At 68.2% G+C, this 16,118-nt stretch carries 15 protein-coding genes; 8 read left to right on the top strand and 7 right to left on the bottom strand.

The annotated features are described in order from the left end of the window. Window positions 1–21: 21 nt before the first annotated feature. Window positions 22–885 carry an SDR family NAD(P)-dependent oxidoreductase gene (locus tag WD271_07655; protein ID MEX1007709.1) on the bottom strand — a complete coding sequence of 288 codons (864 nt, stop codon included), beginning with the start codon at window positions 883–885 and terminating at the stop codon, window positions 22–24. Window positions 886–951: 66 nt separating this feature from the next. Between WD271_07655 and WD271_07650 the strand changes: the two genes are divergently transcribed. The 3 genes from WD271_07650 to WD271_07640 are packed head-to-tail and all read left to right on the top strand — an operon-like array spanning window position 952 to window position 3,771. Further along, window positions 952–1,722, top strand: a complete 771-nt coding sequence (locus WD271_07650) for an SDR family oxidoreductase (GenBank protein MEX1007708.1) — start codon at window positions 952–954, stop codon at window positions 1,720–1,722. Between the two features lie 38 nt (window positions 1,723–1,760). Beyond that, window positions 1,761–2,864, top strand: coding sequence for a hypothetical protein (locus tag WD271_07645; protein MEX1007707.1), 1,104 nt, complete (start codon window positions 1,761–1,763; stop codon window positions 2,862–2,864). A gap of 4 nt (window positions 2,865–2,868) precedes the next feature. Then, on the top strand, window positions 2,869–3,771 hold the full coding sequence (locus tag WD271_07640) for an NAD(P)-dependent oxidoreductase (GenBank protein MEX1007706.1): 903 nt from the start codon (window positions 2,869–2,871) through the stop codon (window positions 3,769–3,771). A gap of 65 nt (window positions 3,772–3,836) precedes the next feature. Here the strand turns inward: WD271_07640 and WD271_07635 are convergent, their stop codons facing one another. Genes WD271_07635 through WD271_07615 form a run of 5 tightly spaced genes read right to left on the bottom strand, consistent with a single transcriptional unit; the run spans window position 3,837 to window position 7,699 of the window. Next, window positions 3,837–4,289: a nuclear transport factor 2 family protein gene (locus WD271_07635; protein MEX1007705.1), complete on the bottom strand. Its 453-nt coding sequence runs from the start codon at window positions 4,287–4,289 to the stop codon at window positions 3,837–3,839. Window positions 4,290–4,300: 11 nt separating this feature from the next. Next, on the bottom strand, window positions 4,301–4,720 hold the full coding sequence (locus WD271_07630) for an OB-fold domain-containing protein (protein ID MEX1007704.1): 420 nt from the start codon (window positions 4,718–4,720) through the stop codon (window positions 4,301–4,303). Further along, window positions 4,717–5,886 (bottom strand): thiolase family protein, encoded by a 1,170-nt coding sequence (locus WD271_07625; GenBank protein MEX1007703.1) that lies wholly within the window; start codon window positions 5,884–5,886, stop codon window positions 4,717–4,719. The genes WD271_07630 and WD271_07625 overlap by 4 nt, the downstream gene beginning before the upstream one ends. Before the next feature lie 8 nt (window positions 5,887–5,894). Beyond that, window positions 5,895–6,683, bottom strand: coding sequence for an enoyl-CoA hydratase-related protein (locus tag WD271_07620; GenBank protein ID MEX1007702.1), 789 nt, complete (start codon window positions 6,681–6,683; stop codon window positions 5,895–5,897). A gap of 5 nt (window positions 6,684–6,688) precedes the next feature. Continuing rightward, window positions 6,689–7,699, bottom strand: a complete 1,011-nt coding sequence (locus tag WD271_07615; protein MEX1007701.1) for an LLM class F420-dependent oxidoreductase — start codon at window positions 7,697–7,699, stop codon at window positions 6,689–6,691. 67 nt (window positions 7,700–7,766) lie between these two features. On the opposite strand from WD271_07615, the gene WD271_07610 reads away from it, so the two are divergent. From WD271_07610 to WD271_07590, 5 genes are all read left to right on the top strand, one after another. Further along, on the top strand, window positions 7,767–8,663 hold the full coding sequence (locus WD271_07610; GenBank protein ID MEX1007700.1) for an LLM class flavin-dependent oxidoreductase: 897 nt from the start codon (window positions 7,767–7,769) through the stop codon (window positions 8,661–8,663). A 5-nt stretch (window positions 8,664–8,668) separates the two neighbouring features. Continuing rightward, window positions 8,669–9,832, top strand: a complete 1,164-nt coding sequence (locus WD271_07605; GenBank protein ID MEX1007699.1) for a sulfotransferase — start codon at window positions 8,669–8,671, stop codon at window positions 9,830–9,832. 10 nt (window positions 9,833–9,842) lie between these two features. Then, window positions 9,843–10,883, top strand: coding sequence for a TIGR03617 family F420-dependent LLM class oxidoreductase (locus WD271_07600; GenBank protein MEX1007698.1), 1,041 nt, complete (start codon window positions 9,843–9,845; stop codon window positions 10,881–10,883). Beyond that, window positions 10,880–11,815: an SDR family NAD(P)-dependent oxidoreductase gene (locus WD271_07595; GenBank protein MEX1007697.1), complete on the top strand. Its 936-nt coding sequence runs from the start codon at window positions 10,880–10,882 to the stop codon at window positions 11,813–11,815. Before WD271_07600 ends, WD271_07595 begins: the two co-directional genes overlap by 4 nt. Before the next feature lie 95 nt (window positions 11,816–11,910). Beyond that, window positions 11,911–13,170 (top strand): ABC transporter substrate-binding protein, encoded by a 1,260-nt coding sequence (locus WD271_07590; GenBank protein ID MEX1007696.1) that lies wholly within the window; start codon window positions 11,911–11,913, stop codon window positions 13,168–13,170. 20 nt (window positions 13,171–13,190) lie between these two features. Here the strand turns inward: WD271_07590 and WD271_07585 are convergent, their stop codons facing one another. After that, on the bottom strand, window positions 13,191–16,115 hold the full coding sequence (locus WD271_07585; GenBank protein ID MEX1007695.1) for an ATP-binding cassette domain-containing protein: 2,925 nt from the start codon (window positions 16,113–16,115) through the stop codon (window positions 13,191–13,193). Between the last annotated feature and the right edge of the window lie 3 nt (window positions 16,116–16,118).

Raw genomic sequence — 16,118 nt, 5'->3', positions numbered from 1 at the left:
CCATGGGTACGACACTTTCCCCTAGCGGGCGATGCGATCGGGTGTGCGGGTGGCGGTCTCCTGCAAGCCGCGCCAGACGGCGACGGCCTCGTCGCGGGGCAAGGCCAACGTGGCCCCGGCGATGAACTCGTCGTCGGGATGCGAGAAGCACACCGGCCCGGCGCCGAGCTGGTCGTAGCTCGCGACGGCGACCTCCTCCGGCGACGACGGGTACAGCAGCCGAGCGCGGGCGCGGTCGAGCGGATCGTCCGACTCGCGATTGCCGGCCAGGGCGGGGTCGAGTGTGGCCTGGAACGCGGCGTAGTTGGGCGAGAGCGTGGGGCCGACCAGGATCGTGGTGACGTCGACGCCTTCGTCGCCCAACTCGGCCCACAGCGTTTCGCCGAGGATCCACTCGAACGCCTTGCCCGCGTTGTAGGTGCCGAAGTTGATCGCGCCCGCAATACCACCATTCGAGCCGACGAGCACGATCCCGCCGCGCCCGCGCTCGACCATCGGCTTGCCGAAGAGATTGACGAGGACGATCGGCGTCGCACAATTCACCGCCACGCTCGCGAGCTGGTCCTCGAGCGGAACGTCGAGGAAGCGCCCGTGCATGGCGATGGTCGCGTTGTAGACGAGGAGACCGACTTCGACATCCGCGGTGGCGTCGGCGACGACCGTCCCGATCGCGGGATCGGCGAGGTCGGCGACGACCGGACGTGTCTCGACGCCGTGTTCCCCTCTGACCTCGGTGGCGGTCTGGCGCAGCAGGTCCTCGCCCCGGGCGAGCATCACCACGTTCAGGCCGCGCCGCGCGGCCTCGTGGGAGAACGCCCGGCCGATCCCCATCGACGCGCCCGCGATCAGTGCCCAGGACCCGTACCGTTCTGAGAAGTCCGTCATCGGTCAAGTGTCCCAGGAGTGTCCCGCGTTGACAACGCGACAGGGGGTCGGTCACGATGCGGCGCGATGGACAAGGAGAAGCTGGCGACGCTGTTCGACCTCACCGACCGGGTCGCCATCGTCACCGGGGGAACGCGCGGCATCGGCCGTTCCATCGCCGAGGGCTACGTGTCCGCGGGCGCCAAAGTCGTCGTCGCGAGCCGCAAGGCCGACGCCTGCGCCGAGACCCAGGCCCACCTCGAATCCATGGGCGGAGAGGCGCTGGGCGTTGCCACCCACATGGGCGAACTGGCGGGGGTGCAGGAGCTCGTCGACGCGACCGTCGACCGTTTCGGACGTCTCGACATCGTCGTGAACAACGCCGCGAACGCGCTCACGCAGCCCCTCGGGGAGTTCACGCCCGAGGCGTGGGAGAAGTCGTTCGGCGTGAACCTGCGCGGGCCCATCTTCCTCATCCAGGCTGCGCTCCCGTATCTGAAGGAGAGCCCGTGCGCGGCGGTGGTGAACGTGCTCTCCGCAGGTGCGTTCCTCGCGTCGACCAACGTCTCGATGTACTCGGCCGCGAAAGCCGGCATGCACGCCTTCACCCGTGCGATGGCACGCGAGTGGGCACCATTCGGTATCCGTGTGAACGCGCTCGCACCGGGCACCGTCGACACCGACATGGTTCGGAACAACCCGCCCGAGTATCAGGAGATCATGGCGAAGGCCGCCCCGATGGCGCGCGCCGCCCACGCCGACGAGATGGTGGGGCCCGCGCTCCTGCTCGTCTCCGACGCCGGAAGCTTCATCACCGGTGAAGTACTGGCTGCCGACGGCGGCCTCGTGATGCGTTGACCTGACCGCGACAACGGAAGCGACCCAGGAGGACTGCCGTGCCCGTCCCGCTCGACGACTACCCCGTCCACCAGGTGCCGATGTCCATGCGCTATATGGAGTCGAGCGACCGCAACTCGTACGACCGTTCGTACTGGAACGCGCAGGATCGCTCCGGCGAGGTGTTCCTCGTGACCGGGCTCGGGGTGTACCCGAACCTCGGCGTGATCGACGCGTATGCGACCGTCGCGACGCCGGGCAAGCAGGTGGCGGTGCGCATGTCGGACGCGTTGGGTGACAACCGCATGGTCCAAGAAGTCGGCCCGTACCGCATCGAGGTGCTCGAACCGCTGCAGAAGCTCCGCCTCACGTGCGACGCGAAGGACCAGGGGATTACCTTCGACCTCACGTGGAACGCCTCGTTCCCCGCGCACGAGGAGCCCCGGCACCAGACACGCGCCGGCGGCCGCATCATCCTCGACGCGGCGCGCTTCGCGCAGGCGGGCACGTGGGAAGGCTGGATGAAGGTCGACGACGCGGAGTGGGAGGTCTCGCCCGACGTGTGGGTCGGGTGCCGTGACCGTTCGTGGGGCATCCGCCCCGTGGGCGAGCAACCCCCGCCCGGTCGGCCCGACGAGACTCCCGGAGGCCGCAGCTTCTGGTGGCTCTACACGCCCACGCGCTTCGACGACTTCTTCTTCTTCGCGATCGCACAGGAAGACGCCGACGGCAACCGCGGGATCAACGAAGCCGTGCGTGTGTGGCCCGACGGACGCGTCGAGCAACTCGGATGGCCCGAGGTGGAGATCTCGTACCGATCGGGCACGCGTCATCCGGAGCGTGCAGTGATGCACGTGCGCGACGAGAGCCACAAGCCGTTCGACGTCGAGTTCGAGACGCTCGGGTTCGTCGCGCTCGGTCTCGGTTCGGGCTACGGCGGTGACGACTGGAACCACGGCCGCTGGATGGGCGAGGGCTGGGTCGACCGCGTCACTTACGACCTGAACGATCCGGAGATCCTCGCTCGGCTCGGCTTCGGCCTGCTCGACCACGTCGCCAAGGCCACGTGCAACGGCGCCGAGGGCTACGGACTGTTCGAGCACACCAACGTGGGCCGGCACGCGCCGAGCGGCTTCGCCGACTTCGGGTCCGTCGCCACCTGAGCGCATGCTCACTGGCGAGAAGATCCTGCTCACCGGCCCGGCCGGTCAGATCGCGTTCCCGCTCGCGGAGTATCTCGCCCGTGACAACGAGGTATGGGGGATCGCGCGCTTCGGTGATCCCGCGACGCGGGAACAGGTCGACGCGATCGGGGTGACTACCCTCGTGTGCGACGTCGGCGACGGCGACTTCTCGGAGTTGCCCGACGATTTCACGTACGTGCTGCATCTCGCCGCGTTCATGGGCCCCGGCCTCGACTTCGACCACGCCATACGCGTGAACGCCGAAGGTACCGGGCTCCTGCTCGCACATTGCCGCACGGCGAAGGGGGCGTTGGTGATGTCGACGCACTCGGTGTACCGCCCGCAAGAGGATCCGTTGCACGTGTTCCTCGAGACTGATCCGATCGGCGAGGTGAACGCCGCGCATTCGCCGACGTACTCGATGTCGAAGATCGCGCAGGAGGCCGTCGCGCGGTACTGCGCGCGTTCGCTCGACCTGCCGGTGGTGATCGCGCGCATGAACGCGTCGTACGGGCCGAATGGCGGCTTGCCCACGATGCACCTCGACGCGATCGCGACGGGGAACCCGATCACGACGCGCTGGGACCCGTGCCCGTACAGCCTCATCCACCAGGACGACATCAACGCGCAGACGGAGGCGCTGCTGGACGCGGCCGGCGTGCCCGCGACCGTCGTGAACTGGGCGGGAGACGAGGGCGTGGCCGTGCAGGAGTGGGCGAGCTACATGGGCGAGCTCACGGGAAAGGACGCGGTCGTGAACGTCATCGAGACTCCCGGTACGTTGCGCGGCTCGATCGCAAGCGATGCGAAGCGCGCGTCGTTCACCGGCCCGTGCACGGTGGGTTGGAGGGACGGCCTTCGCCGCGTGTGGGAAGCGCACCGCTAGCGCCACCCTCTCCAACTTGCGTCGTTCATGGTCGTAGAGCGCCCACAGGTGACGCAGGTTCGTGGTCAGTCGGGGCGGCGATATTCGAAGAGGAGGTGTTGGGAGAGGTCGCCGACGAGGTCGACGATCATGTGGCGGCGCGTGAAGTGCCACTGGACGGCGCGGCGGAACTCGTCGTGGTAGCGGCCGGCGATGATCGGCTGGAGCGGCACCCCATCGGTCTGCTGCAGCACCGTGAAGTACGAGCGACAGGTCGCGAGCTCGCGCGCGTCGTCGACATCGATCACGAGGTTCGTGGTGACGTGCTTCGTGCGCGGCGTGCCGTCGGGGTAGCGGCGTGTGCCGTCGACGTACATCTCGGTGATCGCCTGACCGCCGCGCCACGACACGTCGGAGCCAACGGCTGTGATCACCGCGTCGGCGAACAGCTCGCCGATGCCGTCGAAGTCGCCCGCGTCGATCAGCTCCGCGTAGCGGTACACGAGGTTGGCGATCGCAACGTGGTCGGGCACCGGCATGTTCGCGAACCTCACACCTTCGGTCGGAAGTAGGGCAGCATCGTGCCGTCGGCGATGGTGTGGAACTCGACGGTTATGCGCATGCCGATGTGGACGGCGTCGTGCTCGCATCCGACCAGGTTCGACAACATCTGAAATCCTTCGTCGACGTCAACGATGATGGGCTGGTACGGCACGACGAACGCGGGCGTCTGCGGACGCCAGACTGTGGTCCAGCTGTACACCGAACCGGTGCCCGCACTCGCCTCCCACGCGAGCTCCCGCGACGTGCAGTGCGCGCAGATCAACGCGGGCGTATGCGTCGCGAGGCCGCACGACGCGCAGCGCTGGAACCGCAGCTCGCCGCGCGCGCAGCCGTCCCAGTACGGCTGCGAGAGCTCGCTCGGGTAGGGACCGCTGATCTCGCCGGTCTGCGGCACGAGCAGGGTCACGCGGAATCCTTGCCGAGGAGGAGCACGTCGGTGAAGAGCGCACCCGCGCCACCTCCCGTACACAGCGCAACCTCGGCGCCTTCGACCTGCCGGGTCGCGCACTCGCCGCGCACCTGCTGCACGCCGCGGATGACGCGCTGGAGCAGTTGCACCATGGCGCCACCGTGGCTGAACGACATGAGGCCGCCGTCGGTGGTGATCGGGTACCGGCCCCCGGGCTCGATGGTGCCGTCGAGCACGAAGTCGCCGCCTTCGCCTTCCTTGCAGAAGCCGAACGCCTCGAACTGCCGGATGATCTCGAACGAGAAGGGGTCGTAGAACTCGCACACGTCGACGTCGTCGGGGCCGAGCCCGCCCATCGCGAACGCGACCTCGGCGGCCCGGCGGCCCACCATCCCCGCGACCAGATCGGCGCGCTTGTTGCCGCCGAGATCCCACGCCGGCGGATGTTGGTACGCAGGCCCGTAGTGGTCGGTGCTGCCGCCGAGGATGACGACGGACGGCTTCGGGAGGTCGCGGGCGCGCTCCGCAGTCGTCAGCAGGAGCGCGCACCCGCCTTCCGACGTCATCGAGCAGTCGAGGAGGTGGAACGGGTCGGCAACCATCCGGCTGTCGAGAACGTCCTGGGGCGTGAACGGTCCGCGCCCGAAGTAGACGGCCTCGGGGTTGACGTGCCCGTTGTTGCGGATCGTCGCGGAGACGGCGGCCAGCGCCTCTGGCTTGGTGCCGTACAGGTGCATATGCCGCCGCGCCATCAGGGCGAACTCGGCGGCGGTGAACATGCCGAACGGAGCGACGAACTCGTTCGCGGGCCGGGTCCACGGCGCGGTGGACGAGCGCTCCGTGTACACGCCGGCCGATCCCGCGCTCACGAGCACGGTTGTCGTCTGACCCGCGGCGATTGCGCCCGCGGCGTCGAGGATCCCGGGGATGCCGAAGCCCGACGCCGAGCGCCACACTGGTCCGAGGCGGGCCTGGTACAGGAAGTCGTTGCCGCCCTGGCCCATCACGCCGTCGATGTCGCGGATCGTCAGCCCCGCGTCGTCGATCGCGCCGACGCCGGCGTCGAACGTGATGGACCGCGAGTCGTGCCCCTCGAGCACGCGCGCCTGCTTCGTGTTGAACACACCGGCGATCGCGACGTCGTGGTACATGTGGCGTGCCATCGGTAGGATCAACCCCTCCTGGGTGCGCGGTACGCGTCCATGTGTGCCTGCACCTCGGGGGTTCGCCCGGCGATCGTCTGGTTGCGGTTCTCGAGCGCGATCGCAGCAGCCATGTTCGGCGCGTCGAGGTTGGCCCACATGACCTCCTTGGTCATGCGGAGACCGATCGCGGTGTAGCCCGCGATCTGCGACGCGAGCGTGATCGCCTCGTCGTGCAACGCGTCGTCGGGCACCACGCGGGACACGAGACCGAGATGCTCGGCCTCGATCGCGTCGACGGTGCGACCGGTCACGATGAGGTCGAACGCGCGCGACGCGCCGAGCAGGCGGGGGAGCGTGTAGCTCACTCCGATGTCGGTGCCGGTGAGCCCGGTGCGGATGAATGCGGAGCAGAACGTGGCCGACTCCCCGGCGATCCGGAGATCGGCGGCGGCCGCGATCCCGAGCCCGCCGCCGTACGCGGGACCGTTCACCGCGGCGACGATGATCTGCGGCGTCGATCGCATGTGCACGGTGAGGTTGGCCATGAACTCCTGGCCGCCGATCCCCGCGTGGACGTGCGGGTGCTCGCCCGGCGCAGGCGGCGTGCCGAAGTCCTTGAGGTCGAGGCCGGCGCAGAAGCCCCGGCCGGCCCCGGTGAGGATGGCGACGCGGCACTCCGAGTCGGTGCCCACCGCGTCGAGCGCGTCGTGCAACTCGGCGGTGAGCTCGAAGTTGAGCGCGTTGAGCCGCTCGGGCCGGTTGAGCGTGATCTGCTTGACGTGCGTCGCGACGTCCTCGACCGTGACCGTTGCCATGACCGCTACTCGAGCACCAGGTCGCGGATGACCTTCAGCTGCTCGGCGTCACGGCCGCCGACCAACAACGTGGTCACCGGGCTCGCGCGCCACGCCTCCAACCGCTCGCGGATGCGCGACGGCGGCCCGACCAGCGAGATCTCGTCGGCGAACTCCTCGGGCACCGCTGCGATCGCTTCCTCGCGCTTGCCCTCGAAGAAGAGGTCCTGCACGCGATATGCCTCTTCCTCGTAGCCCATTCGCGCCATGAGCTTGGTGTGGTAGTTCTGCCCCTTCGCGCCCATCCCACCGATGTAGAACCCGAGCCCGCTCCGCACGCCGGCGAGCGCGGCGCTCACGTCGTCGGTGACGGCGATGTTCACGAGCGCCGCGATGCCGAAGCCTTCTTTCGCGCCCTCGAGTTGGTCTGCGTACACCTCCTGCCGGTAGGGCGAGTAGTAGAGCGGGAGCCAGCCGTCGGCGATCTGAGCGGTCTGCGTGACGTTCTTGGGTCCCTCGGCGCCGAGGTAGATCGGGATCTCGGAGCGCAACGGGTGGGTCATGATCTTGAGTGGCTTACCCAGCCCGACGCTGCCGGGCCCGCGGTAGGGCAGCGGGTAGAACTCACCGTCGAACTCGAGGGGACCCTCGCGCCGGAGCGCGCGCCGGATCACCTCGACGTACTCGCGCGTGCGCGCCAGCGGCTTGTTCGAGGGTTGCCCGTACCACCCCTCGACGACTTGGGGCCCCGACACGCCGAGCCCGAGAATCAGACGGCCGTTCGACAGGTGGTCGAGCGTCACCGCGGCCATTGCCGTCGCGGTGGGCGTACGTGCCGCGAGCTGCACCACGCCCGTACCGATCTTGATGGTCTCGGTGTGCGCGGCGACCCATGCGCCGAAGGTGAACGCGTCGTTGCCCCATGACTCCGCCACCCACACGGAGTCGTAGCCCAGACGCTCGGCGTCTTGTGCCAGTTCCACGAACCCGGGACGCGGTGAGGCACCCCAATACCCGAACACGACCCCCAGCTTCATCGCATTGGCTTCATCGCATGGGCTCCCGTCTTGCGGTCGTCGGGAGGGGACCATACCTTCCCGACTTGTGAACCTGTCCATGACGCTGCCCACGATGCTCCCGCACACGCGCCCCGACGTGCTCGGCTGGTGCCGAGGCGTGGACGAAGGGCGCCTGTGGACGAGCCTCGCGGTGCCCGAGCGCATCACCTACACGAGCCATGACATCACCGTGCAGCTCGCGGCCGCCGCCGCGCTCACCGAACGAGTGCGGCTCTGGACGACGATCGTGATCCTGCCTGCCCACGATGCCGTCGCCGTCGCGAAGCAGATGGCGTCGGTCGACGTGCTCTCGGGCGGGCGCCTCACCATGGGTGTCGGTATCGGAGGACGCGAGCAGGACTACCGCGCCATCAACGCGTCGTTTGCGCGCCGCTTCCCGCGCATGGACGAGCAGGTGGCGACCATGCGGCGCATCTGGAGCGGCGAGCCCCCCTTCGAGGGTGGCGACCCCGTCGGTCCTCCACCGGTGCAGAAGGGCGGCCCTCCGCTCATCGCCGGAGTCTTCGGGCCGAAGGGGATCGCCCGCGCCGCGCGCTGGGCGGCGGGCATCGACGGCGCGTGGACGCTCGACGGCAGCCGCGACGTGATGGCCGCCGCGTTCACGCAGATCCGCGACGCGTGGCGCGACGCCGGCCGCGCCGAACCGCCGCACCTCTCGTCGAGCATCTGGTACGCGTTGGGTGACAACGCCGAGGAGCAGCTGCGTTCCTACGCCTACGACTACCTGAAGATCTTCGGCGATGCCATCGGACAGGGCGCGGCGTCGATGGCCACATGTTTCGGTCCCGAAGCGCTGCGTCGCACGGTCGCGAACGCGCGTGACGCCGGCGCCGACGAGTTCTTCCTCGTGCCCACCACCGCCGACCCCGACGAGCTCGCGCGCACCGAAGCCGTGCTGGGCGACTTCGCCGACTGGAACTGACTCGCATGGCCGAAGACACGACGTCCGCCGTCGACCGCATGCTCGAAGAGGTGTCGGCCGAGGTCGGCCTCGACGACTTCGGCCACCCGTCGTTCCGCGACGGGCTCGAGCGCGTCTACGCCTCGGGCACCAGGCAGGCCGGGCTCACGCCGCTCGGGCTCGGCGTGCTCGACGGCCAGTGTCGCGGCAATCTCACGAACCGGCTCCGCGTCACCGACTGGCACAAGCAGCACCCCGAGCTCGCGACCGACGCGATCCACGAACCGATCGTGATCGTCGGCCTCTCTCGCACCGGCACCACCGCGCTCAGCCAGCTGCTCGCGTGCGACACCGAGAACCGGTCGCTGCTCGGGTGGGAAGCGAGCCAGTCGGTGCCGCCGCCGACGAAGGACTCGTACGACTCCGATCCGCGCTTCGAGGCCGCGCGCGCGGGCGCCGGCATGCTCGACCTGCTGAACCCGGGCTTCAAGGCGATGCACTACGACCCGCCCGACCAGCCGATCGAGTGCTCGGTGCTGCTCGCGCAGCACTTCCTCTCCGCGAGCCTTTCCACCTGCTTCAACGTGCCCGACTACGACGCCTGGATGCTGGCGGCCGACGCGCATCCTGCGTACGCCTATCACCGGCAGGTGCTGCAGGTGCTGCAGTTGCAGTATCCCGGCGGTTGGCAGCTCAAGACGCCCGTGCACTGCTTCTACATGGACGCGCTCGCCGACACCTACCCGGACGCGCGCTTCGTCGTCACGCATCGCGACCCGGTGAAGGCGGTGGCGTCCGTATTGAGCCTCGTCGAGTCGCTCACGGGAACATTCAGCGACGTTGACCACCACGAGTACATCGCCGAGCACTGGCCGATGCTCGTCGAGGAGATGTGCAACCGCGTGCTCGATTTCCGTGATGCCAACCCCAACTCGGTGTTCCACGACATGCCGTACGAGCAGCTCGTCCGCGATCCGGTCGGCGCGGTGCGCGACATGTACGGCACGTTCGGACGCGAGCTCTCGCCGGAAGCGGAACAGACGATGCGCGCGCACTCGGCGGAGCAACCCCAAGGGGTACACGGAACGCACACGTACCGGCTCGCCGATTTCGGCCTCGACCGTGCCGAGGTCGCCGAGCGCTTTTCCCGTTACTACGAGCGCTTCGACGTGGCAAGGGAGGACGCATGAAGGGCGACGCGTGAAGGTCGAGGTGCTCCTCTCGGGCCCGTTCGACGACTCGGCCCGCCGAGCGCGCGAGCTCGCGGCCACCGGTGTCGACGGCATCTTCACCTTCGAGGGCCAGCACGACGTGTTCTTCCCACTCGTGCTGGCGGCCGACGCGGCCGCGAACGCCGGTGTCGACCTCATGTCGAACGTCGCCATCGCGTTCTCCCGCAGCCCGATGCACCTCGCCAACGCCGCGTACGACCTGCAAGTGCTGTCGAAGGGAAGGTTCCGGCTCGGCCTCGGCTCCCAGATCAAACCGCAGATCGAGCGCCGTTTCGGTGCCACGTGGTCGCGACCGGCAGCGCGGATGCGCGAGATCGTGCTCGCGATCAAAGCGATCCTCGCGGCGTGGGAGGGTGAGGCACCGCTCGACTTCCGGGGTGAGTTCACGACGCACACGTTGATGACGCCCACGTTCGATCCCGGTCCGAATCCCTACGGCCCGCCGCCCGTGCTCGTCGGCGCGCTGGGCCCGCGCATGACCGAGATCGCGGCCGAGGTCTCCGACGGGATACTGGTGATGCCGTTCAACAGCGCGCGCCACCTGCAGGAGCGCACGGTGCCCGCGGTCGCGCGTGGGTTGGCGAAGGGTGGACGCGAGCCCGGCGACGTCGAGATCATCTGCGAGGCGATTGTCGCGATGGGGGAGACCGAGGATGAGATCGTCGCCGCGACCAACGGAGTGAAGGGGCTTCTTTCGTTCTACGGGTCCACGCCGTCGTACCGGCCGGTGCTCGACGTCGAAGGGTGGGGTGACCTCCAGCCCGAGCTGAACGCGATGTCGAAGCGCGGTGAGTGGCGAGAGATGTCGGGCCTCGTCGACGACACGATGGTGCGCACGCTCGCGGTCGTCGGGACTCCCGACGAGTGCGCGCAGGAGATCGTCGATCGGTTCGGCGCCATCTCGCAGCGCGTGTGCTGTTACTTCCCCGGCTACGCCGCGACCGACGACCGCATCGCGAAGCTCGTCGCCGTGATCAAGGACGCGACCAAGGAGCAAGCGACCGCATGAGCTACGGGTTCGAGACCACCACCGACGACGTGATCGACGGCATCGACCTGAGCGGCACGATCGCCGTTGTCACGGGCGCGTCGGCCGGGATCGGGGTGGAGACCGCTCGTGCGCTCGCGGCCGCGGGCGCTCACGTCGTCCTCGCCGCACGGAACGCCGAGCGTACGCGGGAGGCCGCCGACTCGATCCGCGAGCGCGTGCCCGGCGCCGAGCTCGAAGGCGGCATGCTCGACCTCACGTCGCTCGACAGCGTGCGCGCGTTCGCCGCCTGGTATCTCGACGCGCACCACGAGCTGCAGCTGCTGATCAACAACGCGGGCGTGATGTACACCCCGTTCGAGCACACCGCCGAGGGCTTCGAGCTCCAGTTCGGCACCAACCACGTCGGCCACTTCATGCTCACCTGCTTGCTCGTCCCCGCGCTCCTGGCCGGCGCGCCGTCGCGGGTGGTGAACCTCAGCTCGGGTGGCCACGTCGGGTCCGACATCGTGTGGGACGACCCCAACTTCGAGCGCCGCGAGTACGACAAGTTCGGGGCGTACGGCCAGTCGAAGACCGCCAACATCCTGTTCAGCGTGGAGCTCGACCGCCGCCTCTCCGATCGTGGCGTGCATTCCTACGCGGTCCACCCCGGCATGATCGCCACCGAGCTGGGCCGATACATGACCCACGACGACATGGCGGCGCTCCAGGAGCGGGCGAAGCGCAGCCCGTCGGGCGGCATGCCGCCCCGCAAGAGCCTCGAGCAGGGGGCGGCCACCACGGTGTGGGCGGCCACCGCCCCTGAGCTCGAGGCCCGTGGTGGCACCTATGTCGCCGACTGCCAGGTGACCGACCAGCACGCGCCCTGGGCGCGGGATCCCGAGGGAGCCCAGCGTCTTTGGGCGTTGTCCGAAAAACTGGTCGGCCAAGAATTCCGGCTGCCCGAATAGCGCAGCCGCGCGCGCCCACATTCGCCGGAGCGACCACGGTAGGGTACGCGGCGCTGCCGGAGTGCGGTCGCACACACCTATCAGGGGGATTCCACATGTCCACACGCAAGACGAAGCGGGTCACCGGCGTCGGCTTCGTTGCCGTACTGACCGTTGTGGCCTCCATCCTCATTGCGCCCGGAGCCGCACAAGGGCAGTCCTCGGTTCGCGGCTACGACGGCACGACCATGAAGGTCGGCGGCTTCGGTTTGAAGAACAACTTCCCGAACGGGGACATCGGCGCCCAGGCCCGGTTCCAGCTGGCAAACACGAACAAGGAAGTCAAGAACGTCACGTTCGAGTACACGAACTACATCGACGACAAGCAGGACGCGGCAACCGCGCTCTCGGTTGGGCGCCAGCTCGTCACTCAGGACGAAGTCTTCGCGATCGTGCCCGACTTCTCGCAGTACAACCCGGGCGACTACTTCAACCAGCAGCACGTGCCGTACTTCGGCTGGGCGTTCGACTCAACGTATTGCGTGAACAGCGTCACCCCGAGCACGAAGCTCTATGGCTTCGGCTACAACGGCTGTCTCCTGCCGAGCAACCCGAAGGTCATGGGTGACAACGGCTTTCAGGCCTACAAGTACGTGACTGGGAAGACCGGGAAGAAGACCCCGACCGCCTCGCTCTTCTCGAACGAGACCGACTCGGGAAAGATCGCGGTCTCGACCCAGCAGGTGGCGTACAAGGGCGCCGGCTTCAAGGTCGGGTACGCCGAGGGCTTGCTCCCGCCGCCGCCACTCCCCGACGTCACGCCGTTCGTCCAGACGCTCATGACGTCGGCCAACGGCAAAGAACCTGACCTCTTGGTGTGCCTCCTCGCCGTCGACTGCATCCCCGTGTACACAGGGTTGGTCGCGGCGGGCTTCAAAGGAATCTTCCAGAGCCCTCTCTACTCGGACATCCTGGTCAAGCCGATGGCGAACAGCCTTTCGAGTGTGGCGTTCCTGCCCCTCAATGACACGAGCCCGGCGTCCACCAAGATGAAGGCCGCCATCGAGGCGTACAAGCCCGGCACGAAGATCTCGTCCGACATCGCGGCTTCGTACTTCGCGGCCGACATGCTGATCCAGGCGATCAAGGGTGTGCAGAAGGCGAAGAAGCCGATCACGCCCGAGAACGTCCAGGCCGTCGCCGCGAAGACGACGTTCGGGATCAAGGGCCTGTTCGGGCCGACGAAGTATCCCGACTCCACGGTGAAGCCCACGCCGTCCTGCTCAGCGTCGGTCCTGAGCACCGGCACCGTGTGGGAGACGGTCGAGCCCTACGCGTGCTCGACCAAGAGCTACAAGGTCACGTCGAGCAAGTAGGAGAACCTCGGCAGCAGCCCTCAGTGGGTGCTGCCGAGGTACGCCGAAGTGAGCAGCTCCATGTCGGCCTCCTCGCGAGCGCCGACCCACACGATCGTGCCGAGTTCCATGAACGCGAGCGTGTCGGCGGCCTTCAACGCGTTTTGCGCGTGCTCTTCGACGAGCAGGATCGCTGACCCCGCGTCGCGGAGTTCCACGATCGCGCGCATCACCGCAGCGGCGGCGAGCGGCGCGAGACCGAGTGTGGGCTCGTCGGCGATCAACGCCTTGGGTGGGTCGGCGAGCGCGGGAGCCAGGCTCAGCATCTGTTGCTCACCCCCGGAGAGCAGCCCGGCGACCTGCTTGCGGCGCTGCGCGAGGATGGGGAACCGTGCGTACGCCTTCTCCCGAAGCTCGGGATCACGCAGGATCACGGTGAGGTTTTCCTCGACGGTGAGACCCGGGAAGATGCCGCGCGCCTCGGGGACCAGCAGCAGGCCGTTCCGAGCGCGCCGGTACGAGGATTCGTCGGTGATGTCTATGCCTTCGAGCAGCACGGTTCCGAGGGTTGCCTCCACGAGCCCGGCTGCCACCGAGCACAGGGTCGACTTGCCTGCACCGTTGGCGCCGAGCAGCGCCGTGACCTTGCCGGCGTCGAGCCGGAGGTCGACGCCGTGGAGGACCTCGGCATCGCCGTAGCCGGCGACGATCCCGGACATCGCGAGCGTCGCACCCGCCAGCCGGTCGCCGTCGGGAAACTGTGACGCCGCGATCGCTTCCGGAGCGGTATGCGCCATCTCGTGCTCGGGCACCGCGCCACCGTGCGCGGCCGCTTCGGCAGCGGCGATGCGCGCGAGGCGTCGCTTCTCGCGCTGGTTGGCGAGTCGTTGCTGACCGACGAGCGAGAGGATGCCGTCCGGCTCTTGGGCCAGGTTGATGGCCGCGAGACCGGACAGGATGGGGATGAAGTACACCGAGGTCAGCAGTGTGTTCACGTCACCGCCGGGGAGGATGTCGCTCGCGATCCAGTGGAGGATCGCGGTGCCCGCCGCGAACGCGAAGCCGCCGAGGAGCGCACCACCGGGCCGCCGGACACCGAACGTCACCGCGAGGGCCAGCCAGAACAGACCGGTGTACACGAGCGCGTACGAAGGGTTCGCGCCGCCGATGTTGAAGTTGAAGAGACCGAGCATCACGCCGCCGAAGCCGGCGATACCTGCCGACAGCGAGAACACCATGATCTTCGTGCGGTTCACCCGCACACCCGCGGACTGTGCCGCCACCTCCGAACTGCGCGCCGCGAGCATCGCGCGGCCCGACGGCGAGCGGTACAAGCTGTGGATCAGCAGTGTGAAGAGCCCGAAGACGGCGAGGAAGAGCAGGATCTGCTCGGAGAGTTGGCTGAAGTCGAGCTTCGGCTGGTCACCCTTCACGATCAGGTCGTTCAGCCAGTTCAATCCCGGGATGTCGAGTGTCGGCGACCGGATCGGCCAGCCGACGTCGGTGTGGTTTCGCACGTCGTCGATCTCGAACACGATCGCCGCGCAGATGAACGCGGCTGAAAGGGTGCCGAGGGCGAGCATCACGCCGCCGAGCCGAGTGGCGAGCACGGCGATCAGCGCGCCGAGCGCGGCAGCGACGAGCGCACCGAAGACCGCGGCCAAGAAGAAGTTGGTCTCGCCGTGCGTGGAGATTCCCGGGATGTCGAGCCCGGTGTTCCAGCTGAGCGCCCAGCCTGCCGCAAACCCTCCCGTGGTCACGAATGCCGCCTGTGCGAGGCTCACCATGCCGCCGAGTCCGGTGACGACCACGAACGACAGGAAGATGATTCCCATCACCAGGCTCTGCGCGATCACCGACTGGTCGAACGGGTCGGCCTGGAGCCAGCTCACGTTGATCCACTGCTGCGAGTAGGCGACGAGCGCGACGATGAAGATCGTCCACGGGAGCAGCCGGCGCCACGTGGGCAGCCCCTCGCGATGGTCGGGTCGGGGTGAGTCGTCGGCCACCGTGCCCGCCTGCCGCGATCGATCGCGACCGAAGAAGAGGAGGAGCACGATCACGAGCACGTACGGCACCGAGAACTGCAGCCCGTTGATCGAATTGATCGAATCCGGGAGGAAGTCGCCGCGGTAGCCGGCCACGTAGTTCTGGGCGACGCCGAGCAGCATGCCGCCGATGAACGCGATGGGGATCGAGCGCAGGCCGCCGAGGACGACCGCGGCGAGCGAACCGAGCACGACCAGCGCGTAGAACGTGTCCTGCAGGATGAACAGGGGCGCGATGAGCACGCCGCCCAGCCCGGCCAGGATCATCGTGAGCACCCACGCGACCGACGACGTGCGCGCGGCGTTCACTCCGCGTAGCCCGGCGAGGGTGTCGCGGTCGACGACCGCGCGCATCTCGAGCCCGACGCGGCTGTGGCGCAGCACGAGCCAAAGCGCAAGCGCGGCGATCGCGGCCACGACGAACACCGCCACCTTGTCCGAGCTGAGGGCGACTCCGCTGCCCAGGTGGTAGACGTGCGCCGGGGTCGGGCCGATCCCGGGCACCGGTGCGCCCTGGACCACGGCTTCGCTCCCCGGCAGATCCCACCCGAGGACGTTGACCATGAGCGTGTCGACGAGCCACTGCATCAACGCGGGCAGCGCGACGAGGAGGCCGATGGTGCCGACGATCCGCGCGTACACGGGCGCCTTGGCGAGCCGGCGCAAGAGGAGACGGTCGAGGAGAAGCCCGAGCAACGGGGCAAAGATGAAGACCGAGATGATCAGCGACGGCACGATCGGGACGTGCAGTCCGGTGTTCAGCTGATAGAAGAAGTATGCAGTGGTGAACGCGACGGCGCCGTGCGCGAAGTTGAAGATGCCCGACGTGGTGTACGTGAGCACCAGTCCCGACGCCATGATCGAATAGATGGCGCCGGTGACGAGGCCGGAGACGGTCAGCTGGAGGAACTTGTCCACCGC

The organism is Acidimicrobiia bacterium, from assembly GCA_040880805.1.
In the GTDB taxonomy this organism is placed as follows: Bacteria; Actinomycetota; Acidimicrobiia; order IMCC26256; family DASPTH01; genus DASPTH01.
Note: the sequence above shows the minus strand (reverse complement) of the source record. Positions and strands in the feature narration are given on the sequence as shown.

What these genes read in the sequence shown, in the direction of transcription:
- WD271_07655 (MEX1007709.1), bottom strand. Translation starts at nt 885, where the DNA reads ATGACGGACTTCTCAGAACGGTACGGGTCCTGGGCACTGATCGCGGGC.
- WD271_07650 (MEX1007708.1), top strand. Translation starts at nt 952, where the DNA reads ATGGACAAGGAGAAGCTGGCGACGCTGTTCGACCTCACCGACCGGGTC.
- WD271_07640 (MEX1007706.1), top strand. Translation starts at nt 2,869, where the DNA reads ATGCTCACTGGCGAGAAGATCCTGCTCACCGGCCCGGCCGGTCAGATC.
- WD271_07635 (MEX1007705.1), bottom strand. Translation starts at nt 4,289, where the DNA reads ATGCCGGTGCCCGACCACGTTGCGATCGCCAACCTCGTGTACCGCTAC.
- WD271_07625 (MEX1007703.1), bottom strand. Translation starts at nt 5,886, where the DNA reads ATGGCACGCCACATGTACCACGACGTCGCGATCGCCGGTGTGTTCAAC.
- WD271_07620 (MEX1007702.1), bottom strand. Translation starts at nt 6,683, where the DNA reads ATGGCAACGGTCACGGTCGAGGACGTCGCGACGCACGTCAAGCAGATC.
- WD271_07615 (MEX1007701.1), bottom strand. Translation starts at nt 7,699, where the DNA reads ATGAAGCTGGGGGTCGTGTTCGGGTATTGGGGTGCCTCACCGCGTCCC.
- WD271_07605 (MEX1007699.1), top strand. Translation starts at nt 8,669, where the DNA reads ATGGCCGAAGACACGACGTCCGCCGTCGACCGCATGCTCGAAGAGGTG.
- WD271_07595 (MEX1007697.1), top strand. Translation starts at nt 10,880, where the DNA reads ATGAGCTACGGGTTCGAGACCACCACCGACGACGTGATCGACGGCATC.
- WD271_07590 (MEX1007696.1), top strand. Translation starts at nt 11,911, where the DNA reads ATGTCCACACGCAAGACGAAGCGGGTCACCGGCGTCGGCTTCGTTGCC.